The sequence below is a fragment of the Bradyrhizobium diazoefficiens genome (assembly GCF_016612535.1).
Classification (GTDB): Bacteria; Pseudomonadota; Alphaproteobacteria; order Rhizobiales; family Xanthobacteraceae; genus Bradyrhizobium; species Bradyrhizobium diazoefficiens_C.
Map to the genome: position 1 here is coordinate 1,634,167 of NZ_JAENXS010000002.1, position 25,424 is coordinate 1,659,590.

Here is a 25,424-nt window from a genome sequence, read left to right on the forward strand (position 1 = left end):
TATGGCGGCTGAGGCTGCGATGTTCCAAGACAAGCGCATCCTGCTGGTCGAGGACAATCCCAAAGACGAGGCCCTGACCCGGCGCGCCCTCGAGAGGCACAACTTCCAGGCCGCCGTCGTGGTGGCGCGTGACGGAGCCGAGGCGCTCAACTATCTGCTGGGATCGGACGGGACCCCCGCAGGGGCTTTGCCGCAACTGGTGCTGCTCGACCTCAAGCTTCCGAAAATCGACGGGCTGGAGGTCCTGCGCCGCATACGCGCCAACGAGACCACGCGGCTGCTGCCGGTCGTGATCCTGACCTCTTCCGTGGAAGAACGGGACATCCTGGAAGGATATCGGCTCGGCACCAACAGCTATGTGCGCAAGCCAGTGGATTTCGTCGCCTTCACCGAGGCCGTGCGGCAGCTCGGGCTGTACTGGCTTCTTCTCAACACCATGCCGCCGCTGGGCGGGACATCCTGAGGGCGGGAACTTCCGATGACAAAGCTGCTCAAGGCATTGATCGTCGAAGACGATGAGCGCGACGCCACATTGCTGAGGCGCGAGCTCAATCGCGGTGGTTATGAGCTCAGTTCGGAGCGGGTCGAGACGGCGGAGGCCCTGAATGCCGCGCTCGACCGGGAGGCCTGGGACATTGTGCTCTCCGACTATTCGATGCCGCGGTTCAGCGCGCCGGCCGCCTTGGAGCTGGTGCGCAGGCGCGGCTTTGACCTTCCCTTCATCATCGTTTCGGGGACGATCGGCGAAGAGACCGCAGTCGAGGCGATGCGCGCCGGCGCCAATGATTTCATGCCCAAGGGCGCCATGGCGCGCCTCTTGCCCGCCATCGACCGCGAATTGCGCGAGGCCGCCGCGCGCGCCGAGCGCAAAAAGATGCGCGAGCAGCTGCTGATCTCCGAACGCATGGCATCGGTCGGCATGCTCTCGGCGAGCGTTGCGCACGAGATCAACAATCCGCTGGCGGTGGTCCTGGCCAATCTCGAGATTGTCCTACAGCAGCTGGAAGCGCCTGTCAGCGGCGCGCCTGCGCCGGCCGACCCGCTCCGCGATGCGCTGATCGGACCATTGCGCGATGCGCACGAAGCCGCCGAACGGGTCAGCAACATCGCCCGCGATCTCAAGATCTTCTCGCGTTCATCCAATGAGGAGCAACGCGGACCGGTCGATATCGAGCGCGTGCTGGAGTCGGCCGTGAGAATGGCCTCCAATGAGATCCGGCATCGGGCCAGCGTTGTCAGACACTACGACACGGTCCCTCCGGTCCATGGAAACGAGGCGCGGCTCGGTCAGGTCTTCCTCAACCTGGTCGTCAATGCTTCCCAGGCTATCCCCGAGGGCCGGGCCAGCGAGAACACGATCAAGCTGTCGATACGAGGTGGCGAGAACAACCGTGTGGTGGTCCAGATCAGCGATACCGGCTCCGGCATGGCGCCCGAAATCGTCTCCCGCATCTTCGATCCGTTCTTCACCACCAAGCCTGACAGCGTCGGCACCGGCCTCGGCCTGGCCATCTGCCATCGCATCGTCTCGAGTTTCGGCGGCGACATTTCCGTCGAAAGCCGCCCCGGACACGGCACGACATTCAGCGTGTCCCTGCCTCGCGCCGGGACGTCGCTGCCCACGGTCGAGGCCCCCGTGGCCGCGCAAAGCATCAAGCGAAGGGGCAGGCTTCTCGTCGTTGACGATGAACCGATGTTGTGTGCAACGATCGAACGCATATTGTCGAGCGAACACGACGTCACGATCCTCCAATCCGCAAAGCAAGCCCTTCAGCTCATCGAAAGAGGCGATCACTTCGACCTGATCCTCTCGGATGTCATGATGCCGCAGATGACGGGCATCGAGTTTCACCAAGCGTTGTTACAGATCGGTCCCGCACTCGCCGACAAGGTCGTATTCATGACCGGGGGCGCCTTCTCCGCCGAAGCATCCGCTTTTCTGGACAGATTCCCGCATCGCACGATCGACAAGCCCTTCAAGTTCACTGCGCTCAGAAACCTCGTGCAGGAACTCATGCGCTGACTTTCCTGCACTGAGCTTCTTGCGATCAGCTCTTCACCTCCGCCAGCGCGGCGAGGATCCGTGCCCAGGAGCGGATGCCTTTCTGGAAACTGCGCAGATCGTACTTCTCGTTCGGCGAGTGGATGTTGTCGTCGTCGAGCCCGAAACCGACGAGCAGCGAGTCGAGCCCAAGCGCGCGCTTGAAATCGGCGACGATCGGGATCGAGGCGCCGGAGCCCATCAGCACGGTCTCCTTGCCCCATTCCTCGGTCAAGGCCTTCCTGGCCGCGGCGAGCGGCTTCATGTTCCAGTCGAGCGCCACGGCCGGCGCGGCGGAATGGTCGCCGAACTCGACCTTGCAATCGCCGGGAATCCGGGCGGTCACGTAATCGCGGAAGGCCTTGCGGATTTTTTGGGGATTCTGACCCTGAACGAGCCGGAACGAGACCTTGGCCGAGGCATGCGACGGGATCACCGTCTTGGAGCCCTCGCCGATATAGCCGCCCCAGATGCCGTTGACATCGCAGGTCGGACGCGTGGAGGCCTGCTCGACCAGCAGGCGTCCCTTCTCGCCGGCCGGGATTGACAGGCCGATCGGCTTGAGAAACGTTTCCGGCGTGAAGTCGAGCTTCTTCCACTGCTCCAGAATCTCCGGCGGGGTGTCCTTCACGCCATCATAGAAGCCGGGAATGGTGATGCGGTTGTCGTCGTCGAACAGCCCACCGAGAATTTTGGTCAGCACCCGGATCGGGTTCATCGCCGTGCCGCCGAACACGCCGGAATGCAAATCGCGGCTGGCGGCGGTGATCTTCACCTCTTCATAGAGCAGGCCGCGCAGCGCCGTGGTGATCGCCGGCGTGTTCGGGTCCCACATGCCGGCGTCGCACACCAGCACGTAATCAGCCTTGAACTCGTCCTTGTTGGTCTCGACGAACGGCACGAAATTCTTGGAGCCGACCTCCTCCTCGCCTTCGATCAGGAAGGTGATGTCGATCGGCAGCGATCCCGTGACTTTCTTCCAGGCACGGCAGGCCTCGACGAAGGTCATCACCTGGCCCTTGTCGTCCTCGGCGCCGCGCGCGACGATGATCTTGCGGCCGTCGGTATGATCGGTGACCACGGGCTCGAACGGCGGACGGTGCCAGAGCTCGAGCGGATCGACCGGCTGCACGTCGTAATGGCCGTAGAAGATCACATGCGGCCGTCCGCCCGCCTTGATGTCCGCCTTGGTCTTGCCGACGACGGCGGGATGGCCGGCGGTCGGCCTCACCTCGGTCGCGACGCCGAAGCTCGCGATGTCCTTGGCCAGATGCTCGGCCGCCGCCTTGCAATCCCCGGCAAAGGCCGGATCTGCGGAAATCGACTTGATCCGCAACAGCGAGAACAAACGCTCCAGGCTGTTGTCAAAGTCCTTGTCGATGTGGTCGAGCACGGATTGAAGCTGCGCGTTGGCCATGGTCGGATTCCTGACTTTTGAGTCTCAAGACGGATGCGGTTTTAGCCTTGCCGGTTTTAGTCCTGCCGGTTTTAACCCTGCCGCTGCGTCGGAGCCAGCCGCAACCGGCGGATGCCGGATGTGCCAGGCGAGCGCAACGGCGAGGACCGCCGTGGCGAGGAGGTTATTGCCCCAAGCCTGGATGACATTGGGAAACGGCGGCAGCGACAGCAGCATGAGGATGCCGGCGGCGCCGAGCGCAAGCCAGGTTCCCAGCCGCACACCCGCCCGCGCGTCGAAGGCGGCCCGATGCATCAGCACCGTCATCGGCAAGAACAACCACATGAAGTAATACTGTCGCGCCAGCGGCGAGGCCACCGTCATCAGGCAGAACAGGATGCCCAGCTCCTCGGCGTCCGATCGCGCGGTTCGCCGCCGCGCCGGCGGCATAACCGCGACGAAGCCGAGGCCGAGCAACGCCGATATCGCCAGCACGATCCAGTTGGCCGTCCTGTAGTCGACATCGACGAGGTTCATCGTGCGCGGCGGCTTGTCGGGATCTTCCTGATTGTAGTTGATCGGCCGAACCAGACGGTGCGTCACCGCAATAATGGACTGGTTGACCCATGACCAGTTCTGCTCGTCGCGCTGGCCAAATCCCTTCTCCGAGCTCGAGGCGACCATGCCCTGGTACCAGGTGTTGAGCTCGGCCGCGTTACGCTCGAAGCCACGGATCGGCGCCGGCAAGACGTAGAGAAGGATGCCGATGAAGGCGATCATGCTGACGACCGCCGCCCACTGCCGGCGCCAGACCAAATAGGGCAACACCGCGATTGGAAACACCTTGATGGCCGTGGCGAGTGCGAACATGAACCCTGCGAGCCAGGACCGCCGATGTTGAAGGCTCCAGAAGCCGTAGAGCATCATCGCCAGCAGGACGAGGTTCGGCTGACCGAGATCGAACATGTCGAACACGAAAGTCACGGTGACGAGGGCCGGCAGTGCTTCGAGCCACGGGCCGGGATTGCGGTCCGAACCGGTCATGGCGTTGGAGAGAATGCCCGTGTACCACCACGCCACCACGTTCAGGATCGACAGCACGGCGTAGAGCGGGATCTTGCCGAACCAGCTCGGGATCGCCAGCAGGATCGCGGGCAGCGGCGGATAGATGAAATCGAACTGCTGATGGATGTTGCCGGGATAGAGCGGGCCGCCATGCAGCACCTGCTGCCCGGCCCAGTACCACAGCGCATAGTCCTTGGTTTTGCCGTGGCCGAAGATCTCCGGCCCGAGGACATCGGCGGTGAGGACGACGCAGCAGAGCAGGAAGAGCAGATCGAGCGGCGCGCGCAGCGACGGGAGGCGGAGTGCGCGCGGTTTATCGGATGAAGTCGGTGGTGTCACATCATGTCCAGTCGGAAACACATAGCACGTAGCAGACCGACCGGCGGTTGGAGAGTCCCCATCACCCGAATTTGTACCTGGCAAAAATGCCGCTCATCCGCGCAACCGGAGCGGACCGGCAGCCCGCAATCCGGCCGTTCTGCCTACCTTCGCAGCAGTCCGCCAAGCGCTCCGCGGACGAGCGCACGGCCGACCGAGCCTCCGAGTTGGCCGCCTACCGATTTGCCGAGGTCGGCCACGACGCCGCCGACCACCTTGTCGGTGACCGTGCGCGTGACGTCGCGCACGACGCGCTGTCCCATTGTCAGTCGGTTACGACCGGTGTTGGTGCCGAAGATGGTGCCGACGATCGAGCCGATCTGGCCGAGGATGCCGCCACCACTTCCGCCGGCCTGGCCGTCGGCCGGCGCCGTGGTGCGCGCGATGCGCTTCTGGAGGATTTCGTAGGCAGACTCGGCATCGATCGCAGTGTCGTATTTGCCCTTTACCGGGCTCGCATCCATGATCGCCTTGCGCTCTTCCGGCGTGATCGGCCCAATACGGGCCGAGGGCGGGCGGATCATCACTCGCTCGACCATCGCAGGCGTGCCGTTGCCTTCGAGGAACGACACCAGCGCCTCGCCCTTGCCGAGCTCCATGATCACCTTGGCGGTGTCGAGCTTCGGGTTGGGCCGAAACGTCTGGGCGGCGGCGGCGACCGCCTTCTGGTCGCGCGGGGTGAAGGCGCGCAATGCATGCTGCACCCGGTTGCCCATCTGCCCGAGCACGCGATCGGGCACGTCAATCGGGTTTTGCGTGACGAAATAGACGCCGACGCCCTTGGAGCGGATCAAGCGGACCACCTGCTCGATCTTGTCCATCAGCGCCTTCGGTGCGTCGTTGAACAACAGATGCGCCTCGTCGAAGAAGAACACCAGTTTTGGTTTGGGCGGGTCGCCGGCCTCGGGCAACTCCTCGAACAGTTCTGACAGCATCCACAGCAGGAATGTCGCGTAAAGCCGCGGGCTCTGCATCAGCTTGTCGGCGACCAAAATGTTGACCATGCCGCGGCCGTCGCGGTCGGTCTTCATGAAGTCCTTCAAGGTCAGCGCCGGCTCGCCGAAGAACTTGGTGCCACCCTGGTTCTCCAGCACCAGGAGCTGGCGCTGAATCGTGCCGACGGTGGCCTTGGTGACGTTGCCGAATCCTTGCGCCGCCTTCCGGATCGGTGCGAGCGGATCATCTCCGTCGTCCGGCCCCCTCTTGCCGCTGTCGGGCACGATGGCGTCGAGCAACGCCCGCAGATCCTTCATGTCGATCAGAGCAAGGCCATTGTCGTCGGCGACGCGGAAGGCGACGTTGAGCACGCCCTCCTGCACGTCGTTGAGATCGAGCATGCGCGCCAGCAGCAGCGGCCCCATCTCGGTGATGGTGGCCCGCACCGGATGGCCCTGCTCGCCGAACACGTCCCAGAACACCGTCGAGAACTGGTCGGGCTCGAAGGTCAGCCCCATCTCGCTGGCACGCTTGACGATGAAGTCTTTTGCCTCCCCGACCTCGGAGATGCCGGAGAGGTCGCCCTTGATGTCGGCGGCGAACACGGGAACACCGGCCCGCGCAAAGCCTTCCGCCATCACTTGCAGCGATACCGTCTTGCCTGTTCCGGTCGCGCCGGTGACGAGGCCGTGGCGATTAGCGAGCGCCAGCGTCAGCCAGGCCTGCTCGTCTCCCTTGCCGACGAAGATCTTGTCGTCGGTATCGCCGAGCTTGGTGTCCTGCGCCGTCATCACTCTCTCTATTGCCTGTTTCGCTTACTATTGTCTGTTTCGCTTACTGAAACTCGAGCCCACCAGTTCCCTAGTTTAACGCATGTCGCAAGCCGATTGAAACCATTCGAGGCATCGCCGACATGCGACATTGTCGGAGACTGCGCGCACGGCATCCGCCAAAAGTCGGAGCGATACATTCGCATTGCGGCAATTTTTCATGGATTTCTTCGCCCCTCTTGCATCGCTGCAACACTTTTCGCGTGTTCGAGAATGAATCGGAACGTTGCGTGCGTTCATCGCTTGTATTTCACATCGCACCGGCTCAAGATCACTTTTCGAAAATAATCTCCGGCATGTGAACCGGCTGAGGGGCAGGCCATATGGACGAGCTGATCGGACGGCTGGCGACTAACGCCAGCATAGATAGTGCTGTGGCTGAAAAGACCGTCGGCATTATCCTGGGCTTCCTCCGCAGCGAAGGTCCGTCCGACAGCGTGCAGGCCCTGATCGACCAGATCCCGGGTGCGGAAGGGGCCATCGATGCGTCGAGAAGCGGCGGCGGACTGTCGCGGCTGATGGGCGGCGGCCTGATGGCCGTCGGCACGCGCCTGATGGCCCTCGGGCTCGGCATGTCCGACATCCAGAAAATTGCCCGTGAACTTTTTCGCTTCGGTCGAGACAAAATCGGAGCGGATCAGATGGGCAAGATCATCGCCGGCACGCCGGGCCTCAGCCAGTTCGCCTGAGCGACGCATTTTATATTGAGTATCATGACATATCCGATCTCCGAGATTGAGGGCCTGCCGGCCTTTGCCGCCAACAAGTTGAAGGCGCAGGGTATCCGCACCACCGACGCACTGCTGGAAGCCGCGAGCACCGCCAAGGGCCGCAAGGCGCTCTCGGCCAGGACCGGCATCAGCGAGCAGCTGCTGCTGGAGTGGGCCAACGTCTCCGACTACATGCGCATTCCCGGCATGGGCCGGGCCAAGGTCGGCCTGGTCCGCGCCGCCGGCGTCACCACGGTGCGTGAGCTCGCCTATCGAAATCCGGCAAGGCTGGCGCAGAGCATGCGCGAGGCAAACGACCGAAGGAAGCTCGTCCGCATCCTTCCTTCCGAAAAATCGGTCGGCGACATCATCGCCAAGGCCAGGAAGCTGCCGCCGAAGATTACGTATTGATTTTTCCGTCGTCCCGGCGAAGGCCGGGCCTTCGCCGGGACGACGGTGGAGCGGTATCGGGGCAACTGTCCAGCATTGCAGCGACGCCCTCCTCCCATCTTGACACCCCCTCCCCGACCGCGCAAAGCCACGCGCATGAATGCCTCGCCCTCTCCATCCGTCCCGCCGGCCGGCTCGGCCGGGCTCGACGTGCTGCGAACGCTCGTGGGCCGGCCTCTCCCGGCGGTGATGGGCGTGCTCAACGTGACGCCCGACTCTTTCTCCGACGGCGGCGACTTCATCGCGCCAGAGCAGGCGCTGGCGCGCGCGCGGGCGATGATCGACGCCGGCGTCGACATCATCGATATCGGCGCCGAATCCACCCGGCCCTACAGAGGCGCCCAGCCGGTGACAGTGGCGGACGAGCTTACCCGGCTGAAGCCGGTGCTGGCAGGCATCGTCGCGCTTGGCGTGCCGGTCTCGATCGACAGCATGAAGGCGGAGGTCACAGCCTTCGCGCTCGACCAGGGCGCGGCCATCGCCAACGACGTCTGGGGCCTGCAGCGCGATCCCGACTTGGCGCCGCTGATCGCCGCGCGCGGCGTCCCCGTCATCGTCATGCACAATCGTGAGACTGTCGATTCCGCCATCGACATCGTCGCGGACATCAAGGCGTTCTTCCTGCGTTCGCTCGACATCGCCGCCAAGGCCGGCATCGCGCGCGAAAAAATCGTGCTCGATCCCGGCATCGGCTTCGGCAAGACCGCCGAGCAGAGCATGATCGCGCTGGCGCGGCTGCGCGAGCTCGACATGTTCGGCCTGCCAATCCTCGTTGGTGCCTCGCGAAAACGCTTCATCGCCTCGGTGTCGCCGTCGGAGCCGAAGGAAAGACTTGCCGGTTCGATCGCCGCGCACCTCATCGCCGCGCAGCGCGGCGCAAAGATCATCCGGACCCATGACGTCGCCGAGACCTTGCAGGCCCTGCGGGTCGCGCATGCAATCGAGAGCAAGCCAGAGAGCAAGCCATGACCGATACGATCTTCGTGACCGGCCTGTCGATCCATGCGCGCCACGGCGTGATGGAGCACGAAACCGAAGTCGGCCAGCGCTTTGTCATTGATCTCGAGCTCTACACCGACCTGTCGGAGCCTTCGCGCAGCGACCGGCTCGCCGATACGGTGTCCTATGCCGAAGTCGTGGCGACCACGACCGCGGCATTCAAGAACACCAACTACAAGCTTTTGGAGCGCGCAGCGGGTGCGGTCGCCGACGCGATCCTGTCGCACTTCCCGCGCATCCGCGCCGTGAAGATCACCGTGCACAAGCCGCATGCGCCGATCGCCGCGATCTTCGACGACGTCGGCATCATGCTGACCCGCTCGCGGCATCCCTGACATGGCGAGCGTGCTGATCGCACTCGGCGGCAATGTCGGCGATGTCCGCGCGACGTTCCGGAAAGCGATCGCCCATATCTGCGGCATGGCGCAAGCCGCAATGATCGCGCGCTCCTCCGACTATGCGACGCCGCCCTGGGGCGACGAGGACCAGGATCCCTTCATCAATGCCTGCGTCGAGATCGAGACCGACCTCGATCCGCACGCGCTATTATTCGTGATGCAGAAGGTCGAGCAGAAATTCGGCCGCACCCGGGACAAGGAGCGGCGCTGGGGCCCGCGCACGCTCGATCTCGACATGATCGCCTATGACGATGTGGCGATGGCGAAGCCCGACCTGACCTTGCCGCATCCGCGGCTGTTCGAGCGCGCTTTCGTGCTGGTGCCACTCGCCGAAATCGCGCCCAACCGCGTGATCTCAGGCATTCGTGTGCGTGACGGGCTTGCCAGCGTCTCGACGCAAGGCATTGAGCGGCTTCCGGATACCGGTTAACCAAAAACAACCGTTTGCAGGGACGGCCGGCCGTGGCAATTTCGCCTGCGAACAGCAAGATTTCCGGGAGCCCTTGGCCGTATGACCTCCGTGACTGACGATCTGCCGCTGGCGGCCGATTTTCCCAAGGCGACGGACGAGGACTGGCGCAAGCTGGTCGACGGCGTGCTGAAGGGCGCACCGTTCGAGAAGCTGGTCGGCAAGACCTATGACGGCTTGAAGATCAAGCCGCTCTATCCGCGCGCCAAGGGCGTTGCGCCGGTGGTGGGGCGGGCCGCGGCCGCACCGTGGCAGATCATGCAGCGGGTCGATCATCCCGACGCGACGCTAGCGAACGCGCAGGCCTTGCAGGACCTGGAAAACGGCGCCACCGGACTTTCGCTGGTGTTCGCCGGCGGCAATGGCAGCCACGGCTTCGGCGTGGAACCGACGGCCGATGCGGTCGCGAAAGTGTTCAGGGATATTCATCTCGATGCCGGCATCGGCATCGAGCTCCAGGTCGGTCCGCAATCGCGGATGGCTGCGATCCATGTCGCGGAATATGTGACGAGCAACGGCATCGATCCTGCGGCCTGCGACATCCGCTTCGGGCTCGATCCGCTCGCGGCCTGCGCGGTGTGGGGCCACAGTCCCTATAGCTGGGAAGAGATCGTTCCCGCCGTCACCGGCGGCATCAAGGGCCTCGCCGGGCTCGGCTTCAAGGGACCGTTTGCTTCCGCCGACGGACGTGTGATCCATGACGCAGGGGGATCGGAGGTGCAGGAGCTTGCGTTCGTGCTCGCCTGCGGTGTTGCCTATCTGCGCGCGATCGAAAGCGCCGGCGTTGCACTGGAACAGGCGCAGGGCATGGTCTATGCGCGACTTGCCGCCGATGCGGACCAGTTCTTGAGCATGGCAAAATTCCGAGCGCTGCGGCTGCTTTGGGCGCACATCGAGACGGCCTGCGGGCTGGCGCCCAAACCGCTCTTCGTTGCCGCCGACACCGCCTGGCGGATGCTGACACAGCGTGACCCTTACGTGAACATGCTGCGTGCAACCATCGCGACGTTCGCAGCCGGACTTGCCGGCGCCAACGCGATCACGGTGCTGCCGCATACGCTGGCGCTCGGGCTGCCCGATCCGTTCGCGCGGCGCGTGGCACGCAACACGCAACTTCTGCTGCTCGAAGAAAGCAACCTCGCCAAGGTCAGCGATCCCGCGGCCGGCTCCGGCGGCATCGAGACGCTCACGGCGCAGCTTTGCGATGCGGCCTGGGCGCTGTTCCAGGAGAGCGAGAAGGCCGGCGGCGCTTTTGCGGCGCTTCAGCAGGGCCTGTTCCAGAGCAAGGTTGCCGCAGCGCGAAAAGCGCGTGACGCCAACATCGCAAAGCGCCGCGACGTGCTGACGGGAGCCAGCGAGTTTCCGAACCTGCACGAGAGAGCGACGGCGGTGCTGACGGCGACGCCGATCGCGCTCGCACCTTACGGTGAGCAGAAGTTCAAGTTCGACGCGCTCATCCCGATCAGGCTCGCGCAACCGTTCGAGGCATTGCGCGACAAATCCGATGCGGCGCTGAAGGCACGCGGTGCGCGGCCAAGGGTGTTTTTGGCCAATCTCGGCACGGCGGCCGATTTCACCGCGCGCGCGACATTTGCAAAAAGCTTCTTCGAGGCCGGCGGCATCGAGGCCCTCGACAACGAGGGTTTTGTCGATCCGGCCAAGCTGGCCGCCGCCTTCAAGGCCTCCGGCGCGGAGCTCGCCTGCCTCTGTTCCAGCGACGGGGTCTATGCCGGCCAAGCGGAAGCGGCCGCCCAGGCCCTGCAAACCGCAGGCGGCCGACATATCTATCTGGCAGGCCGCCCGGCTGAGGCCGAGGCGGGCCTGCGGGCCGCTGGCGTCACGGGTTTTGTTTTCGCCGGGGGCGATGCGCTTGCCACGCTGCAAGACGCCTATTTGCGGATGGAACAGGCATGACCGACGCGAGCAAATCCGTTCTCACCGGCGGCTGCCAATGCGGCGCGGTGCGCTTTGCACTGACGGCGACGCCGAACAAGATTTCAATCTGCCATTGCCGGATGTGCCAGAAGGCGACCGGCGCGCCGTTCGCCTCCTTCGCTGACATCAACCGGACGGATTTTTCGTGGACCAAGGGAGAGCCGAAGTTCTTCCGCTCGTCCTCGATCGCCGATCGCGGCTATTGCGCCGCCTGCGGTACCCCACTCAGCTTCGGCCGCATCGACGGCGAGCGGATCGAGATCATGACCGGCGCGTTCGACCGGCCAGACCGGCTGGTGCCGACGCGTCAGTTCGGAACTGAATCCCGCCTCGGCTGGGTGGTCGGCATCGCCAACCTGCCGAGCCAGACTACGCAGCAGAATTACGGGCCGGAGAAGATGGCGACCATCGTCAGCCACCAGCATCCGGACCATGATTGAACGCCCTGATATGGTTGAAACCATGAGCCGCATTCCCAATTTCGCCGACGTCGCCTTCGAGCGAACCGCGACCGCCGCCCCTTCAGGCAGTGCCGAACCGTGGCTGACGCCCGAGGGCATTCTGGTGAAGCCCGCCTATGGCGAGGCTGATCTCGCCGGGCTCGATTTCCTCGACACCTATCCGGGCATCGCACCGTTCCTGCGCGGCCCCTACCCGACCATGTATGTCAACCAGCCTTGGACGGTCAGGCAATATGCCGGCTTCTCCACGGCGGAGGATTCCAACGCGTTCTACCGCCGCAACTTAGCTGCCGGACAGAAGGGCCTTTCGGTCGCCTTCGATCTCGCCACCCATCGCGGCTATGACTCTGACCATCCGCGCGTCGGCGGCGACGTCGGCATGGCCGGTGTGGCCATCGATTCCATCTACGACATGCGCACGCTGTTTGCGGGCATCCCGCTCGACCAGATGAGCGTGTCCATGACCATGAACGGCGCGGTGCTGCCGATCCTCGCGCTCTATGTCGCTGCCGCCGGCGAACAGGGCGTGGCACCGGAGAAGCTCTCAGGGACGATTCAGAACGACATTCTGAAAGAGTTCATGGTGCGCAACACCTACATCTATCCGCCCGCGCCCTCGATGCGGATCATCTCGGACATCTTTGCCTTCACCTCGCAGAAGATGCCGAAATACAATTCTATTTCCATTTCCGGCTATCACATGCAGGAAGCCGGCGCGACGCAGGACCTCGAGCTCGCCTATACGCTCGCCGACGGCGTCGAATATCTGCGCGCCGGACTTGCCGCAGGCTTGGACGTCGACCGCTTCGCGCCGCGGCTGTCGTTCTTCTGGGCGATCGGCATGAACTTCTTCATGGAAGTCGCGAAGTTGCGCGCTGCGCGGCTGTTGTGGGCAAAGCTGCTGAAGCCGTTCAATCCGAAGGACCCACGCTCGCTGTCACTGCGCACGCATTCCCAGACCTCGGGCTGGTCGCTGACGGCGCAGGACGTCTTCAACAACGTGATGCGCACGACGGTGGAGGCGATGGCGGCAACCCAAGGCCACACCCAGTCGCTGCACACCAACGCGCTCGACGAGGCGCTTGCGCTGCCGACCGATTTCTCGGCGCGCATCGCCCGTAACACCCAGCTGTTCCTGCAGCAGGAAAGCGGCACCACCCGCATCATCGATCCCTGGGGCGGCTCGTATTACGTCGAGCGCCTGACGCGCGACCTCGCGGCGAAAGCCTGGGGCCATATCCAGGAGGTCGAGGAGCTCGGCGGCATGGCCAAGGCCATCGAGGCCGGCGTGCCGAAGCTGCGCATCGAGGAGGCCTCGGCCAAGACCCAGGCCCGGATCGATGCCGGCAAGCAGGCGGTGATCGGCGTCAACAAGTACAAGCCGACGGACGAGGCGCCCATCGATATCCTCAAGGTCGACAACACCAATGTCCGGCGCTTGCAGATCGACAAGCTGACGCGGCTGAAATCCGAGCGTAGCCAGAAGGACGTCGATGCGGCGCTCGCCGCGCTGACGCGCTCGGCCGCCGAAGGCAACGGCAATCTGCTGGCACTCGCGATCGACGCGGCACGGGCGAAGGCGACCGTCGGCGAAATTTCGGACGCGATGGAGAAGGTGTTCGGCCGGCACCGCGCCGAAATAAAATCCATCACCGGCGTCTACAAGCGGGAGGCGTCCAGCATGGGTAACCGGGTCGAGAAGGTTCAGGCGCTGATCGACGCCTTCGAGGAGGCAGAAGGCCGCCGCCCGCGCATCCTGGTCGCCAAGATCGGCCAGGACGGCCACGATCGCGGCCAGAAGGTGATCGCGTCCGCGTTTGCCGATATCGGCTTCGACGTCGACATCGGGCCGCTGTTTGCCACCGCCGACGAAGCGGCGCGGCAGGCGGTCGAGAACGACGTGCATATCCTCGGCGTCTCCTCGCTCGCCGCCGCCCATCTCACGGCAGTGCCGGAATTGAAGGCCGCGCTGAAGAAGCAGGGCCGCGAGGACATCATGATCATCGTCGGCGGCGTGGTGCCACCACAGGATTATGACGCGCTCTATGCGGCCGGCGCCGAGGCCATCTTCCCGCCGGGCACGGTGATCGCGGACGCGGCCGAGGAGCTGATCCGCAAGCTGAACGCCCGGCTCGGGCATAGCGAGGCGGCGGAGTAAATGATACACTGGCCTGATAACCGGCCAGGTTGTGCCCATGACACGTGACGACATCATTGCTGCCATACGTAGGAACGCCCATGCCATCAAAGGCAAAGGCGTGTCGAAGCTCGCCATCTTCGGCTCGCGCGCCCGCGACGATTATCAGCCGGACAGCGACATCGATATTCTTGTCGAGGTCGAAGCGGACGCGTCCTTCTCGCTGCTCAACCTAATTGATGTCGAACACATCATCGAGGATGCGACGGGCTTGCAGGCTCAGGCGACCGTACGACGATCCGCCTCTCCCCGCTTTGCGCAGCGTATCTCTGACGACATCCTCGAAGTCTTTTGATGCTCACGTAGGAGCACTCCCCTTGAAGTTTATCACCAAATTGAGCGTCGCAATGGCGCTTAGCGCAACGTGCGTGATATCCGCTTTCGCCGCCGACCCCAAACCCGACGCCGTCATCAGAAACAAGAACATCGAAGCGCGAATCTTCCTCGAGGACAAGATCAAGGCCGATGCGGCACTGGCGGCCGATTGCCTGGCCGAGGGCAGGAAGTGGCTCGACAAGAACGCGGCTGACGCCGCCGCCTCGCGCAAGGAGGATCCGCAGTTCTTCAGGGACGGCGGCTGGGATTTCGAGCGCAAATATTCGATTCGCTCCGTCGTCGCCGATCGCTATGTCAGCATCCTCCGCGACGACTACATGGATACCCACGGTGCCCATCCCAATTCCGACGTGAACACGATCCTGTGGGACAGGTCCGAGAACAAGCGCATCTCGATCCGTCCGTTCTTCACGGAGACCGCCGACAACGGGGCGACCATGAAGGCGATGGTGAAGGCGGTGATCGCCTCGTTGAAAATCGAGAAGAAGAAGCGCGACACCAGCGAGACCGCGACAGAGGAATGGTTCAAGGGCGTCGAGCCGAGCCTGCTCAAGATTGGCGCGGTGACGCTGGCGCCCTCGACGGAAGCCGGCAAGAGTTCCGGGCTCACCTTCCACTACCCGCCCTATGCGGTCGGTCCCTACGCCGAGGGCCAGTATGTCGCGTATGTGCCGTGGGAAACGCTGAAGCCATATCTCACACCGGAGGGTGTGCGCATTTTCGGCGGCGCTCGGCCGAAGGGCGACGCTGACGAGCAGCCATAGGTTCCGACGGAACCCGTTGCTTACAGCGCCACAGGGCGCGGCCGCTTGCGACATCCGTGCAAAGCCGCGTAGCATGTTGCACAGACACCCGCCCGATTCCCGAGGGCGCCGCCGGGACCATTGATGCCAGGGATCACGCGCCGCACATTCGCGGCCTCTTCTGTGGCTGCCGCCACGTCCGCTCTCCTCACGCCTGCGCACGCGCAAGCCTATCCGGCGCGGCCGGTGACCTTGATCGTGCCCTGGGGTGCGGGTGGCGGCACGGATGCGACCGCGCGCATCGTCGCCACGCTGCTGGAGAAGGAGCTCGGCCAGCCCTTCAATGTCGTCAACCGCACTGGCGGGTCCGGTATCGTCGGCCACGCCGAGGTCGCGACCGCGCCGCCGGATGGCTACACCATCGGCATGCTGACCGTGGAAATCGCGATGCTGCATTGGCAGGCCATGACGCATCTGACGCCGCGGAATTTCACGCCGCTGGCGTTAATGAACGAAGATCCGCCGGGCATCCAGGTCTCCGCGACCTCGCCGTACAAAACGGTGAAGGAGCTCGTGGACGCCATCAAGCTGGCGCCGCCGGGAAGGTTCAAGGCCTCGGGCACGGGACAAGGCGGCATCTGGCATCTCGCCCTCGTCGGCTGGATGCAGGCGATGGGATTGCCGGCAAACGAAGTCGCGTGGTCGGCGTCGAATGGCGCGGCACCGGCCATGCAGGACCTCGTCGCGGGCAGCCTCGATCTCACCACCTGCTCGGTGCCGGAGGCGCGCGCCACCATCGAGGCCGGCCAGGCGCGGAGCCTCGCGATCATGGCGCATGCGCGCAATCCGATCTTCCCCGACGTGCCCACGCTGAAAGAGTCACTCGGCGTGGACTATTCCACCAGCTCATGGCGCGGCATCGGCGGGCCCAGAGGCCTGCCCCCGGCGATCGCCGCCAGGCTGACTGCGGCCCTGAAGAAGGTCTACGACTCGCCCGCCTTCAAGGACTTCATGACCGGACGTGGCTTTGGCACCGTCTGGCGCGATGCTGGCCAGTTCTCGACCTTCATGGACCAGGCGGATCGCCAGATGGGGCAAGCCATGAAGGCGGCCGGGTTCGCCAAGGCCTGAATTGACTGCGCCCGATCCGCGTCAACGTGCTTCGCGCCGGGAGGCCCTCGCCTGCCCCATCGGGGCGTTGTAAAGCAGGGAATGGTTGAGAAGAAAGCTTCGCTGGACATCCTATCGCTCGCCCGCGACCTCCGTGCAGGCCATCGCGCGGCGCTGGCGCGGGCCATCACGCTGGTGGAGAGCCGGCGCGGCGACCATCAGGCACTGGCGCGTGAGCTGGTGCAGATGCTGCTGCCGGACACCGGCAAGGCGGTTCGCGTCGGCATTACCGGTTCGCCCGGCGTCGGCAAATCCACCACCATCGATGCGCTCGGCACTTATCTGATCGAGCAAGGCAACAAGGTCGCGGTGCTCGCGGTCGATCCATCCTCGGCCCGCAGCGGCGGCTCGATCCTCGGCGACAAGACGCGAATGGCGCGGCTGTCGGCGTCCGATGATGCCTTCGTCCGTCCCTCGCCATCCTCCGGCACGCTCGGCGGCGTCGCCGCCAAGACGCGCGAGGCGATGCTTCTGTGCGAGGCGGCCGGCTTCGACGTCGTGCTGGTCGAAACCGTCGGCATCGGCCAGTCCGAGACCGCGGTGTGCGACATGACCGACTTCTTCCTCGCGCTGATGTTGCCGGGCGGCGGCGACGAGCTGCAAGGCATCAAGAAGGGCCTGGTCGAACTCGCCGACATGATCGCGATCAACAAGGCCGACGGCGACAATCTCAAGCGCGCCAATATCACGGCCGCGGACTATCGCGGCGCGCTGCACATTCTCAGCCCCCGCTCCGAACACTGGCACCCACCGGTCGTCACCTATTCGGCGCTGGCCGGCACTGGCATCGCCGAGCTCTGGCAAAAGGTCGTCGAACACCGCAAGGCGATGAACGCGTCCGGCGAGTTCGCTGCGCGCCGGCGCGACCAGCAGGTGAAATGGATGTGGTCGATGCTGGAGCAGCGCATGCTGACGCGGCTGCGCAGCGAAGCGTCCGTGCGCATCAAGGTCAGGAAGATCGAAACTGAGGTGGCCAACGGCCATCTCACCCCGGCGCTCGCCGCCGAGCAGATTCTGGAGTTGCTGCAATGAGCCAAAAGCTCTGCATCCTCCTCACCGGCTTCGGTCCATTTCCCGGGGCGCCGCACAATCCGACCCAGCCGCTGGTGGCGCGGCTGGCGCAACTGCGCCGTCCCGCGCTCGACGATGTCGAGCTATCGAGCCATATCTTTCCGGTTACCTACGCCGCGGTCGACCGGCAATTGCCGGAGGTGCTGGCGAAGGTAAAACCGGACGCGCTGCTGATGTTCGGCCTCGCTGCGCGCACGCCCTATTTGCGCGTCGAGAGCCGGGCGCGCAACGCCGTCACCATGCTGTGGCCCGATGCCGCCAACACGCGCTCCAGCAAGCGCGGCATCGCCGGTCATGCCGACGCCATGATTTTCGGTCCGCACACGGCAAGGCTGCTGCGCGCCGCGCGGCTCACCGGCATCGATGCGCGCGCCTCGCGCGATGCCGGCGCCTATCTCTGCAACTATCTGAGCTGGCGCGCGATCGAGAACGTCAGGGCCGGCGGGCCGCGGCTGGCGGCATTCATCCATATCCCGCTGCTTGCGCGCAGCGGCGCGGTGCGGCGCAAGGGTGCGCCACGGATCACGCTGGATGAACTGGTGGATGCCGGGGAAGCGATGCTGATGGAGATGGCCCAATTGGCAAGGAAGGGACGCATTTCGTAGACTGGATTAGCGCAGCGTAATCCACCTCTTCTGCTTCAACGGGCACCGATGTTGCGGCGAGATGGTGGGTTACGCCTACGGCTAACCCACCCTACGACACCGTCTTTGCGTAAACACTTAACCCTACCGCCAACAATCCTCGCGATCTCTGCCGCGCTGCGCTACCTAATCCCCGCGGACACCTCCCGCGTCCGCCGAAGGACGCGTCATGGGCCTCAATCGTCGCCATCTCATCAGAGCTTCGACCGCCGGCATCGCCGGCGCGCTCGCCATGCCGGCAGACGCCGCTCGCGCGGCACCGCTGACGTCCCTGCTCGGCCGCGATGCGACCCAATATGGCGTGCGGCCCGGCGTAGCCGAGGATCAGACGCGCGCGCTCCAGCGGGCCATCGATGAGGCCGCGCGTGCGCAGATGCCACTGGCGCTGCCGCCTGGGGTCTACCGAACCGGATTGCTGCGGCTGCCGAACGGTGCACAGCTGATCGGCGTGCGTGGCGCGACCAAGCTCGTCTTCACCGGCGGGGCTTCGGCGATCCAGAGCGACGGATCGGACTCAATCGGCCTCACCGGTCTCACCTTCGACGGCGGCGGCGTTCCGCTGCCGACCCGGCGCGGACTGATCCATGTCCTCGGCGGGCGCGACGTCCGCATCACCGATTGCGAGATCACCGGCTCCGGCGGCAGCGGCATTTGGCTCGAGCAGGTGTCGGGCGAGATTTCCGGCAACATTCTTACGAACATCGCGGTGACGGCGGTGGTCTCGTTCGACGCCAAGGGCCTCAGCGTGTCCCGCAACACCGTTATCGGCACCAACGACAACGGCATCGAGATCCTGCGCACCGCGATCGGCGACGACAGCACGCTGGTCACTGATAACCGCATCGAGAACATCAAGGCCGGCCCCGGCGGCTCCGGCCAGTACGGCAACGCCATCAACGCCTTCCGCGCCGGCAACGTGATCGTGCGCGGCAACCGCATCAAGAACTGCGACTATTCCGCGGTGCGCGGCAATTCGGCCTCCAACATCCACATATCAGGCAACAGCGTCAGCGACGTGCGCGAGGTCGCGCTCTATTCCGAGTTCGCGTTCGAGGCCGCGGTGATTGCGAACAACATTGTCGACGGCGCCGCAGTCGGCGTCTCCGTCTGCAATTTCAACGAGGGCGGCCGCATCGCGGTGGTCCAGGGCAACATCATCCGCAATCTGATCCCGAAGCGGCCGATCGGCACCGCACCGGACGACGATGCGGGCGTCGGCATCTATATCGAGGCGGACACTTCGGTGACCGGCAATGTGATCGAAAACGCGCCGTCCTACGGCATCGTCGCCGGCTGGGGCAAATATCTGCGCGACGTCGTGATCTCGGGCAATGTGATCCGCAAGGCGCTGGCCGGCGTCGGCGTCTCCGTCGTGCCGGGCGCCGGCACCGCACTCGTCAACAACAACATGATCTCGGAAACCCCGCGCGGCGCCGTGGTCGGGCTGGAGCACGCGCGAGCCGTGACCGCGGACCTGTCGGCAGACGGTGCGCAAAGATTTGCGCAAGTGATAGTCGGCGGGAATGCGGTGCGGTAGTAGGCGGGAAGCCCCGCCCTCGCTTTAGAACGTATTGCGCAGCAGCGGGTACTTCGCCTCGATGCCGTCGAGGCTGAAGGTGAATTCGACCACGCGTTCGGGGGCCGCGACGATTTCGGCGGCCGGTGGCGAGAAGGTCTGCAGGAAGGACGCTATCGACGCGACCGGTGCAATTGGAGCCTCGACGATTTCGGCGAGCACGTCCGGCTGGGGCTCGAGCCTGACCGGCACGGCGGTCTCGGGCACGATGTACACGGCCTTTGGCTGCATGGTCTGGGCCTGCTCCCGCGGGGCGGTCCGCGCCAAGGTCGCCGGCGACCAGCCGAATGCGGAGGTCACGCTCGCGGCGGCTGCGGCGACGTCCCCGCCTGTCGCGATGGCGCGCCAGGTCTGCACCGCGCGCTTGGCTTCCTGGATGTTTTCGAGAAATGCGAGTTCGGAATGGTAGCGGCGCCAGCGTCCGGTCTCGAACATTTCGGAGAGATGTTCCAGCCGCTGTTCGGCGAGAGCGCACCAGCGTGCCGCAATGTCGCGGCTTCCAGCCGCGCTTTGGCCAGCCAGTTGGCCAACCTGTTTGCGAAGTGTCATGAACCAGCCCGTCAGGAGAAAAGTACGGACGCGGAGACGCAACGCACACGAATCAATTTAGACGCGACATGAATATTTTGTGGAAAAGTTTTGACTTGTCCAGCAGCGACACGACCCGCGTCATGAAATACCGTAATCGTGCGGAGTTTTCAGGGGTTTGCGAGTCAAGCTTCGCGCAAGCATAGCGGACTTGTCGCGTGCCGGCTCAGCCTACGACGACGATCGTGCCCGCAACCTCAACCGCAAGCTGATTTCACGTGACGCTTCGAGAAATCGGACGCCCAAAAAGAAAAGACCCGTCCGGGGGGACAACCGGACGGGTCGAGCCATATGGGCGCTTGGGGTGGATGGGCGCTCGCGCCTGATATGACTTATGGGGAGGGATGACCGCTCCCACATAATTTGGTCGTGGCAGGGAGCTGAACGTTCAATGCGGCGTTCGATTTTCTCACCACCCGGCGGCGTCCAATCTTGTCGCAGCCGCTATCGCGTTGCCGGCCTATCCGCCTGAGAAACCGCGGATTTATCGTCCGTGCTCGACAGCGAGGGTTGCTCTATTGTGCGGATGCCAGGCTCGTCGCGACGCTTCTCGGCATCTTCACGTTTTCTTGTATCGGACGCGGCGGCAACCGGCGTCGCGCTATCGGCTGGAACGGCCATGACCGCGGCAAAAGCGTCGGCCTCGCCATCGCCGTAGAGATCATCGCGCCCGGGTGAGCCGAGGTCGCGCGCGGTCTTCGCAAGCGTCATGCGCAGTGCTTCCGGCTTCAGCGCGTAGTTGCGCTCGAGCAGCAGCGCCGCGATGCCGGAGACATAGGCCGCCGAGAACGAGGTCCCCGACGTCATCTGGTATTTGCCGTCCGGCGCCGGCAGGAAGATGTCGACGCCGGGTGCGGCGAGCGCGATGTAATTGCCGCGGTTCGACGCTGCGAACAGCTTGTCCTGCCGGTCGGTCGCGCTGACCGCGATCACGTTGGGATTGGCCGCGGGATAGAGCGGCGGCGACTTGGCCCCGGCGTTGCCGGCGGCGGCGATCAGCACCAGGCCGCGCGCGGCGGTCGCCGCGATGGCGCGCTCGATCACCGAATCCTTCGGACCGGCAAAGCTCATATTGACGATCTGGGCGCCGTGCTCGGCGGCATAATTGAGCGAGCGCAGGATGATATAGGAGGAACTCTCGGCGCCGCCGCTGGTGCCGCCGAAGGCGCGAATGGCGATGATGCGCGCTTCCGGCGCACTGCCCATCAGCTTGGCATGCGCCACGATGGCCCCCGCAATGCCGGTGCCATGGATATGCGGGCCCTCGGTGCTGCCAAGCGCGTCGAAATTGTCCGCAATGGAATCGGCGAGCTCGGGATGCCTGACGTCGATCCCGGAATCGATCACCGCGACCGTGACATTGGCGCCGTGCGCGAGCTTGTGCGCCTCCGGCAGGCGGAGCTTCGTCAACGCATATTGCGCCGGGTCGCCCTCGGTCGGCACCGCCCGCTTCTGATCCTGGAGCACGTAGCGGAAATTCGGCTGAAGCGAGCGCACGCTGGCGTCGGCCGCGAATTCGCGTCGCGCCGTCTCATACGGCCGACCGTCGGTGATGCGGAACAGACCGACCGTGGCCCCGATCAGCAGGAAATTCTCGGAGGTCACACGGGTCAAGCCGTGTCGGCGCGCCAGTTCGTCGGCTTCGGTCACCGACAGCGCGCTGTCGATCTCGGCCACGAATTCGTTGGCGAAGGTACGCAAGTTCGCGGCGACCGGCGTGTTGTTGCCTCGGCCCTTGCCGGCGCTCTTCTTGCCTGATTTGCCGGAGCCGTCGCCGCTCCCGTTTGGCTGGGCGAGGCACTCGCCGTCGGCGTCACGATAGGCCGCGGTGCAAGCCGGATAGAGGTTCGGCGAGTAGTGCGCGTAGGGCAGGACCGGCGTCGAACCGATCCGCGCTGTGGAGGTATGCGGGATGGCGGGGACGACCCGAGGACCGTGGTCGATGCTCATCACCTTGGCCCCGACGCTCGGAGAGATCGTCGGACTCCTCGAGGGAAGGCTGATGGTGGGCGTGCGCATGATCGCCTGGGCATGGGCGACCTCGATGCCGAGACAGGTAGCGACCAGGAGCGCCGCTCCGACCGACGAAGCATAGGCCCCGGCTCGCAACTTACTCTCGGACTTGCGGGTCATTGGTGCAGAGGCGCCTTTAAGGCGCCGCCACGGCGAGGTTGACGACCTTCTCGCGCTGCATCCTGCCGAGCAGCGCGGCGAGCTCGTCCTGGCTCATTGCCTTGTCGAACTGGAGACGGAACATGCCGCCCTTGGCATCGCCGATGATCGAGGCCTGGTAGCTGTCGAGCAGCGCGGTGATGTCGGCGACGCGCGCTTCGGGCGTGAAGCGCACCAGCGCCCGCGCCGGCGTAGCCGCCCCTAGCTCGCGCGTGATCGGAGCGCCGGTCGAAAGCGATGCGGTCTCGAAAGTCGCGGTCTGGGTCTTCATCAGCACGGCGCCGATGATGCCGGCCTGCAGCAGCAGCGCGATGGCACCCAGGCTCGCCGACCAGGCCAGCGTGCGCGGCGACAGACCGGCGAAGAATGTGGCAACGCGCGCCGACAGCGGCAGCGAACCAGTGACCTGCGCCGGCTCGGCGTCGATCGCGGCAAACAGCTTTTGCATCGCGCGCGCCGACGGAGCACCCAGGCTCTCGTTCAAATGGATGGTCTCTTCGTATTCGCCGCGGATCGCCGCATATTGCTTCGCAAGCTCCGGATCGCTGGCGAGCGCGTCCTCGACGCGGCGGGCATCACGGGCGTTCAGCGTGCCGGCGGCATGCCAGGGCAGCAGCAGTTCGATCTCACTGGGCTCTTGCTCCAGCATCTTCTTGCTCAACGCCATCATGGCCAGCCTCGCTCAATGCCGGCTGCCTTCAGCAGTTCGGCCAATTTCTTGCGCGCATAGAAAAGGCGCGTCTTTACCGTGTTCTCCGGGATCCCGACGATCTCGGCCACCTCTTCCACCGACTTCTCGTGGTAGTAGACGAGGTCGACGATTTCCCGATGGTCCGGCGAGAGGCCCGTCAGACACTCCCGCAACGCTTCACTGGTGTCCTTCTTCTGCACCACCGTTTCCGGATTGTCGGATGAATCCTCAATCGCGTTGGCGGCTTCGTCGTCCAACTCAAAATCCTTCCTGCGCCGGAGCGCAGACAGGGCCTTGAATCGGGTGATTGCCAGGAGCCAGGTGGAAACGGCGGATCGGCCCTCGAACTTGCCGGCCTGACGCCAGACGTCCAGAAACACCTCACTGATGAGGTCTTCCGCCGTCTGCTCGTCGCGCACGAGTCTCAGCCCGAACCGATACACCCTGACATGGTGCCGCCCGTACAGCACCTGCATGGCGAGCCGGTCGCCTTGGGCGATCCTGGCGATCAGGACCTCGTCCGTAGCCGCCTGTGTCACGCTCAAAGGCCGTCTCGCAAGATTGGTCGGGTCGATACGGCCGAGGGTTCGACGGAACGTGCAAAATTGTTCAATCTACCGCAGTCATACGGGGATCTGTGTGATCTACCCCACATACGCGCATTTTCCTTGTCCCACCCGCGGCGGCTGGCCGCCTCGCTCCAGAACGGTAACATAATACGGAAACATCTCCCGCAAACTACGATGAGGCGGTCGCAGACGGCCCGATCGAGCCCGATCAATATCACAGCCCCATGCAGCTTATGTCGCACGGCGCCGACTTTGGTCCGCATCGCCTGCGATGCCTAACTGGCAAATTCCGCGCTGCACGAGGCCCCGTCACCCACGCCACCGCGCCACCGCCGGATTCGGTGCAAAAGGATACCAAACCTAAAGGCTTGCCACGTACATTTTTTCGGCTGACATCCACCATTGGCGGGACCATGAACACGGCCGCGACGTCCTTTCCGGAGAGGAATGCCGCAGAGGTCGCGGACCTCGTCCTCACGCCCGAGGCGGCCGTGCCCGAGGTGCTGGCGCGGCGGGTCCGGCAGCGCCGGCAGATGTATGTCGGCCAGGTCGCCAGCTATTCGCTCGGCGCCTTCGTGCTGCTGCTCTACGCCTATGACGGCGCCGCTCATATGAGCGTGCCATCGCTGTTCTGGCTCGGCGGCCTCTTGATCATCGGAATCTTCCTTGTGATGTCGGAGGCCGGCGTCGGTGACCGGCACAACGACCATTATCTCACGGTCTTCCAGATCTCGGCGCATATGGCGCTGCAATTCGTGTTCCTGGTGTCGGTGCCGACGATCGGAATCGCTTTCATCAGCGTGCTGTTCCTGATCTTCGCATTCGGCACGCTGCGCATGACCTCGGCCCAGGCGATGCTGACCTGGGCGATCGCGACCTGCGCACTCGCGGCCGTGTTCCTCGGCTCGGACCTGCCGATCGGCATGCCGGTTGCGACGCGGCTGCAGCGAACCGCCTCGATGCTGTGCTTCGTGCTGGTGATCGGCCAGTGCGCGTTCCTCGGCCTGTTCGGCGCCACCCTGCGCAAAATCCTGTACCGGCGCAGCATCGAGCTGAAGGCCGCCTACCAGCGCATCGAGGAGCTCGCCGAGCTCGACGAGCTGACCGGCTCCTACAACCGCCGCTGCATCATGCGGCTGCTCGACGCAGAGATGGAAAAGTCGAGGCAGGCAGCCCTGCCTTGCGCCATCGCGCTGATCGATCTCGACTGGTTCAAACGCATCAACGACGGCCACGGCCATCCCGTCGGCGACGAGGTGCTGCGGACCTTCGCCATCACCATCTTCGCCAACATCCGCCCCGACGATCGTTTCGGCCGCTATGGCGGCGAAGAGTTTTTGCTGCTGCTGCCGAATACGGACAGCAACGCCGGATCGCGCATGCTCGATCGGCTGCGCGGCATCGTCGCCGAGCTCGACTGGAGCGCATTCTCGCCCGGCATGCGGGTGACGATTTCCGCCGGCGTCGTGACGCTGCGCGACAACGATACTGCCGACACGTTTCTCGCGCGCGCTGACAGCGCGCTCTATTCCGCCAAGGCACAAGGCCGCAACCGCATTGCAACGAGCTGACCAATCCATTGCCACCGGCCGCGCAGAA

General features: G+C 64.6%; 24 protein-coding genes. 17 read left to right on the forward strand and 7 right to left on the reverse strand.

Translation table 11 applies throughout. The annotated features are described in order from the left end of the window. Window position 1: 1 nt before the first annotated feature. Both JJE66_RS24690 and JJE66_RS24695 read left to right on the forward strand, forming a co-directional pair. Window positions 2-463 (forward strand): response regulator, encoded by a 462-nt coding sequence (locus tag JJE66_RS24690; RefSeq protein ID WP_246756524.1) that lies wholly within the window; start codon window positions 2-4, stop codon window positions 461-463. Window positions 464-478: 15 nt separating this feature from the next. After that, window positions 479-2,023 (forward strand): response regulator, encoded by a 1,545-nt coding sequence (locus JJE66_RS24695; RefSeq protein ID WP_200517071.1) that lies wholly within the window; start codon window positions 479-481, stop codon window positions 2,021-2,023. Between the two features lie 25 nt (window positions 2,024-2,048). On the opposite strand, the gene JJE66_RS24700 is transcribed toward JJE66_RS24695, so the two are convergent. The 3 genes from JJE66_RS24700 to JJE66_RS24710 form a co-directional block, all read right to left on the reverse strand. Next, a complete protein-coding gene (locus JJE66_RS24700) occupies window positions 2,049-3,458 on the reverse strand; it encodes a M20/M25/M40 family metallo-hydrolase (protein ID WP_200517072.1) in 1,410 nt (469 codons plus the stop codon). A 24-nt stretch (window positions 3,459-3,482) separates the two neighbouring features. Next, window positions 3,483-4,841, reverse strand: coding sequence for a glycosyltransferase family 87 protein (locus JJE66_RS24705; RefSeq protein WP_200517073.1), 1,359 nt, complete (start codon window positions 4,839-4,841; stop codon window positions 3,483-3,485). A gap of 143 nt (window positions 4,842-4,984) precedes the next feature. Then, the gene (locus JJE66_RS24710; RefSeq protein ID WP_200517074.1) at window positions 4,985-6,607 is read right to left on the reverse strand and encodes a helicase HerA-like domain-containing protein; all 1,623 of its coding nucleotides are present in this window, start codon (window positions 6,605-6,607) and stop codon (window positions 4,985-4,987) included. Between the two features lie 362 nt (window positions 6,608-6,969). On the opposite strand from JJE66_RS24710, the gene JJE66_RS24715 reads away from it, so the two are divergent. From JJE66_RS24715 to JJE66_RS24780, 14 genes are all read left to right on the forward strand, one after another. Next, a complete protein-coding gene (locus JJE66_RS24715) occupies window positions 6,970-7,335 on the forward strand; it encodes a DUF2267 domain-containing protein (RefSeq protein ID WP_200517075.1) in 366 nt (121 codons plus the stop codon). A gap of 24 nt (window positions 7,336-7,359) precedes the next feature. Then, window positions 7,360-7,767 carry a DUF4332 domain-containing protein gene (locus JJE66_RS24720; protein WP_200517076.1) on the forward strand — a complete coding sequence of 136 codons (408 nt, stop codon included), beginning with the start codon at window positions 7,360-7,362 and terminating at the stop codon, window positions 7,765-7,767. A 135-nt stretch (window positions 7,768-7,902) separates the two neighbouring features. Continuing rightward, a complete protein-coding gene (gene folP / locus JJE66_RS24725; protein WP_200517077.1) occupies window positions 7,903-8,775 on the forward strand; it encodes a dihydropteroate synthase in 873 nt (290 codons plus the stop codon). Then, complete coding sequence (gene folB / locus JJE66_RS24730; protein ID WP_129269276.1) at window positions 8,772-9,140, forward strand: dihydroneopterin aldolase; 369 nt, start codon at window positions 8,772-8,774, stop codon at window positions 9,138-9,140. The genes folP and folB overlap by 4 nt, the downstream gene beginning before the upstream one ends. 1 nt (window position 9,141) lies before the next feature. After that, window positions 9,142-9,633, forward strand: a complete 492-nt coding sequence (folK, locus tag JJE66_RS24735; protein WP_200517078.1) for a 2-amino-4-hydroxy-6-hydroxymethyldihydropteridine diphosphokinase — start codon at window positions 9,142-9,144, stop codon at window positions 9,631-9,633. A gap of 81 nt (window positions 9,634-9,714) precedes the next feature. After that, window positions 9,715-11,586, forward strand: coding sequence for a methylmalonyl-CoA mutase family protein (locus JJE66_RS24740; RefSeq protein WP_200517079.1), 1,872 nt, complete (start codon window positions 9,715-9,717; stop codon window positions 11,584-11,586). Further along, on the forward strand, window positions 11,583-12,047 hold the full coding sequence (locus tag JJE66_RS24745) for a GFA family protein (protein ID WP_200517080.1): 465 nt from the start codon (window positions 11,583-11,585) through the stop codon (window positions 12,045-12,047). The genes JJE66_RS24740 and JJE66_RS24745 overlap by 4 nt, the downstream gene beginning before the upstream one ends. A 22-nt stretch (window positions 12,048-12,069) precedes the next feature. Next, window positions 12,070-14,226, forward strand: coding sequence for a methylmalonyl-CoA mutase (gene scpA / locus JJE66_RS24750; protein WP_200517081.1), 2,157 nt, complete (start codon window positions 12,070-12,072; stop codon window positions 14,224-14,226). 37 nt (window positions 14,227-14,263) lie between these two features. Beyond that, window positions 14,264-14,560, forward strand: a complete 297-nt coding sequence (locus JJE66_RS24755) for a nucleotidyltransferase family protein (RefSeq protein ID WP_200517082.1) — start codon at window positions 14,264-14,266, stop codon at window positions 14,558-14,560. A 52-nt stretch (window positions 14,561-14,612) separates the two neighbouring features. Further along, entirely contained in the window at window positions 14,613-15,365 is a 753-nt protein-coding gene (locus JJE66_RS24760) for an RsiV family protein (protein ID WP_200518757.1), read from the forward strand. A gap of 123 nt (window positions 15,366-15,488) precedes the next feature. Next, on the forward strand, window positions 15,489-16,475 hold the full coding sequence (locus JJE66_RS24765) for a tripartite tricarboxylate transporter substrate binding protein (RefSeq protein WP_200517083.1): 987 nt from the start codon (window positions 15,489-15,491) through the stop codon (window positions 16,473-16,475). A gap of 81 nt (window positions 16,476-16,556) precedes the next feature. Further along, window positions 16,557-17,546 (forward strand): methylmalonyl Co-A mutase-associated GTPase MeaB, encoded by a 990-nt coding sequence (meaB, locus tag JJE66_RS24770; RefSeq protein WP_200517084.1) that lies wholly within the window; start codon window positions 16,557-16,559, stop codon window positions 17,544-17,546. Then, window positions 17,543-18,190: a pyroglutamyl-peptidase I gene (locus tag JJE66_RS24775; protein ID WP_200517085.1), complete on the forward strand. Its 648-nt coding sequence runs from the start codon at window positions 17,543-17,545 to the stop codon at window positions 18,188-18,190. Before meaB ends, JJE66_RS24775 begins: the two co-directional genes overlap by 4 nt. Window positions 18,191-18,398: 208 nt before the next feature. Continuing rightward, window positions 18,399-19,766 carry a TIGR03808 family TAT-translocated repetitive protein gene (locus JJE66_RS24780; RefSeq protein WP_200517086.1) on the forward strand — a complete coding sequence of 456 codons (1,368 nt, stop codon included), beginning with the start codon at window positions 18,399-18,401 and terminating at the stop codon, window positions 19,764-19,766. 24 nt (window positions 19,767-19,790) lie between these two features. Here the strand turns inward: JJE66_RS24780 and JJE66_RS24785 are convergent, their stop codons facing one another. From JJE66_RS24785 to JJE66_RS24800, 4 genes are all read right to left on the reverse strand, one after another. Continuing rightward, window positions 19,791-20,354 carry a TIGR03809 family protein gene (locus tag JJE66_RS24785; protein ID WP_200517087.1) on the reverse strand — a complete coding sequence of 188 codons (564 nt, stop codon included), beginning with the start codon at window positions 20,352-20,354 and terminating at the stop codon, window positions 19,791-19,793. A 483-nt stretch (window positions 20,355-20,837) separates the two neighbouring features. Then, window positions 20,838-22,526 carry a S8 family serine peptidase gene (locus JJE66_RS24790; protein WP_200517088.1) on the reverse strand — a complete coding sequence of 563 codons (1,689 nt, stop codon included), beginning with the start codon at window positions 22,524-22,526 and terminating at the stop codon, window positions 20,838-20,840. A 16-nt stretch (window positions 22,527-22,542) separates the two neighbouring features. Next, window positions 22,543-23,235 (reverse strand): hypothetical protein, encoded by a 693-nt coding sequence (locus JJE66_RS24795; protein WP_200517089.1) that lies wholly within the window; start codon window positions 23,233-23,235, stop codon window positions 22,543-22,545. Further along, window positions 23,232-23,801, reverse strand: a complete 570-nt coding sequence (locus JJE66_RS24800) for a sigma-70 family RNA polymerase sigma factor (protein WP_200517090.1) — start codon at window positions 23,799-23,801, stop codon at window positions 23,232-23,234. Before JJE66_RS24800 ends, JJE66_RS24795 begins: the two co-directional genes overlap by 4 nt. Before the next feature lie 437 nt (window positions 23,802-24,238). Between JJE66_RS24800 and JJE66_RS24805 the strand changes: the two genes are divergently transcribed. Beyond that, complete coding sequence (locus tag JJE66_RS24805; protein WP_200517091.1) at window positions 24,239-25,396, forward strand: GGDEF domain-containing protein; 1,158 nt, start codon at window positions 24,239-24,241, stop codon at window positions 25,394-25,396. Window positions 25,397-25,424 lie beyond the last annotated feature (28 nt).

Bases quoted from the DNA above. Each gene is read 5' to 3' on its own strand.
- JJE66_RS24775 (WP_200517085.1), top strand. From the start codon at position 17,543: ATGAGCCAAAAGCTCTGCATCCTCCTCACCGGCTTCGGTCCATTTCCC.
- JJE66_RS24740 (WP_200517079.1), top strand. From the start codon at position 9,715: ATGACCTCCGTGACTGACGATCTGCCGCTGGCGGCCGATTTTCCCAAG.
- JJE66_RS24710 (WP_200517074.1), bottom strand. From the start codon at position 6,607: ATGACGGCGCAGGACACCAAGCTCGGCGATACCGACGACAAGATCTTC.
- scpA (WP_200517081.1), top strand. From the start codon at position 12,070: ATGAGCCGCATTCCCAATTTCGCCGACGTCGCCTTCGAGCGAACCGCG.
- JJE66_RS24690 (WP_246756524.1), top strand. From the start codon at position 2: ATGGCGGCTGAGGCTGCGATGTTCCAAGACAAGCGCATCCTGCTGGTC.
- folP (WP_200517077.1), top strand. From the start codon at position 7,903: ATGAATGCCTCGCCCTCTCCATCCGTCCCGCCGGCCGGCTCGGCCGGG.
- JJE66_RS24715 (WP_200517075.1), top strand. From the start codon at position 6,970: ATGGACGAGCTGATCGGACGGCTGGCGACTAACGCCAGCATAGATAGT.
- JJE66_RS24755 (WP_200517082.1), top strand. From the start codon at position 14,264: ATGACACGTGACGACATCATTGCTGCCATACGTAGGAACGCCCATGCC.
- JJE66_RS24780 (WP_200517086.1), top strand. From the start codon at position 18,399: ATGGGCCTCAATCGTCGCCATCTCATCAGAGCTTCGACCGCCGGCATC.
- JJE66_RS24760 (WP_200518757.1), top strand. From the start codon at position 14,613: ATGGCGCTTAGCGCAACGTGCGTGATATCCGCTTTCGCCGCCGACCCC.
- JJE66_RS24695 (WP_200517071.1), top strand. From the start codon at position 479: ATGACAAAGCTGCTCAAGGCATTGATCGTCGAAGACGATGAGCGCGAC.
- JJE66_RS24745 (WP_200517080.1), top strand. From the start codon at position 11,583: ATGACCGACGCGAGCAAATCCGTTCTCACCGGCGGCTGCCAATGCGGC.
- JJE66_RS24700 (WP_200517072.1), bottom strand. From the start codon at position 3,458: ATGGCCAACGCGCAGCTTCAATCCGTGCTCGACCACATCGACAAGGAC.
- folK (WP_200517078.1), top strand. From the start codon at position 9,142: ATGGCGAGCGTGCTGATCGCACTCGGCGGCAATGTCGGCGATGTCCGC.
- JJE66_RS24805 (WP_200517091.1), top strand. From the start codon at position 24,239: ATGAACACGGCCGCGACGTCCTTTCCGGAGAGGAATGCCGCAGAGGTC.
- meaB (WP_200517084.1), top strand. From the start codon at position 16,557: ATGGTTGAGAAGAAAGCTTCGCTGGACATCCTATCGCTCGCCCGCGAC.
- JJE66_RS24795 (WP_200517089.1), bottom strand. From the start codon at position 23,235: ATGATGGCGTTGAGCAAGAAGATGCTGGAGCAAGAGCCCAGTGAGATC.
- folB (WP_129269276.1), top strand. From the start codon at position 8,772: ATGACCGATACGATCTTCGTGACCGGCCTGTCGATCCATGCGCGCCAC.
- JJE66_RS24790 (WP_200517088.1), bottom strand. From the start codon at position 22,526: ATGACCCGCAAGTCCGAGAGTAAGTTGCGAGCCGGGGCCTATGCTTCG.
- JJE66_RS24785 (WP_200517087.1), bottom strand. From the start codon at position 20,354: ATGACACTTCGCAAACAGGTTGGCCAACTGGCTGGCCAAAGCGCGGCT.
- JJE66_RS24765 (WP_200517083.1), top strand. From the start codon at position 15,489: ATGCCAGGGATCACGCGCCGCACATTCGCGGCCTCTTCTGTGGCTGCC.
- JJE66_RS24720 (WP_200517076.1), top strand. From the start codon at position 7,360: ATGACATATCCGATCTCCGAGATTGAGGGCCTGCCGGCCTTTGCCGCC.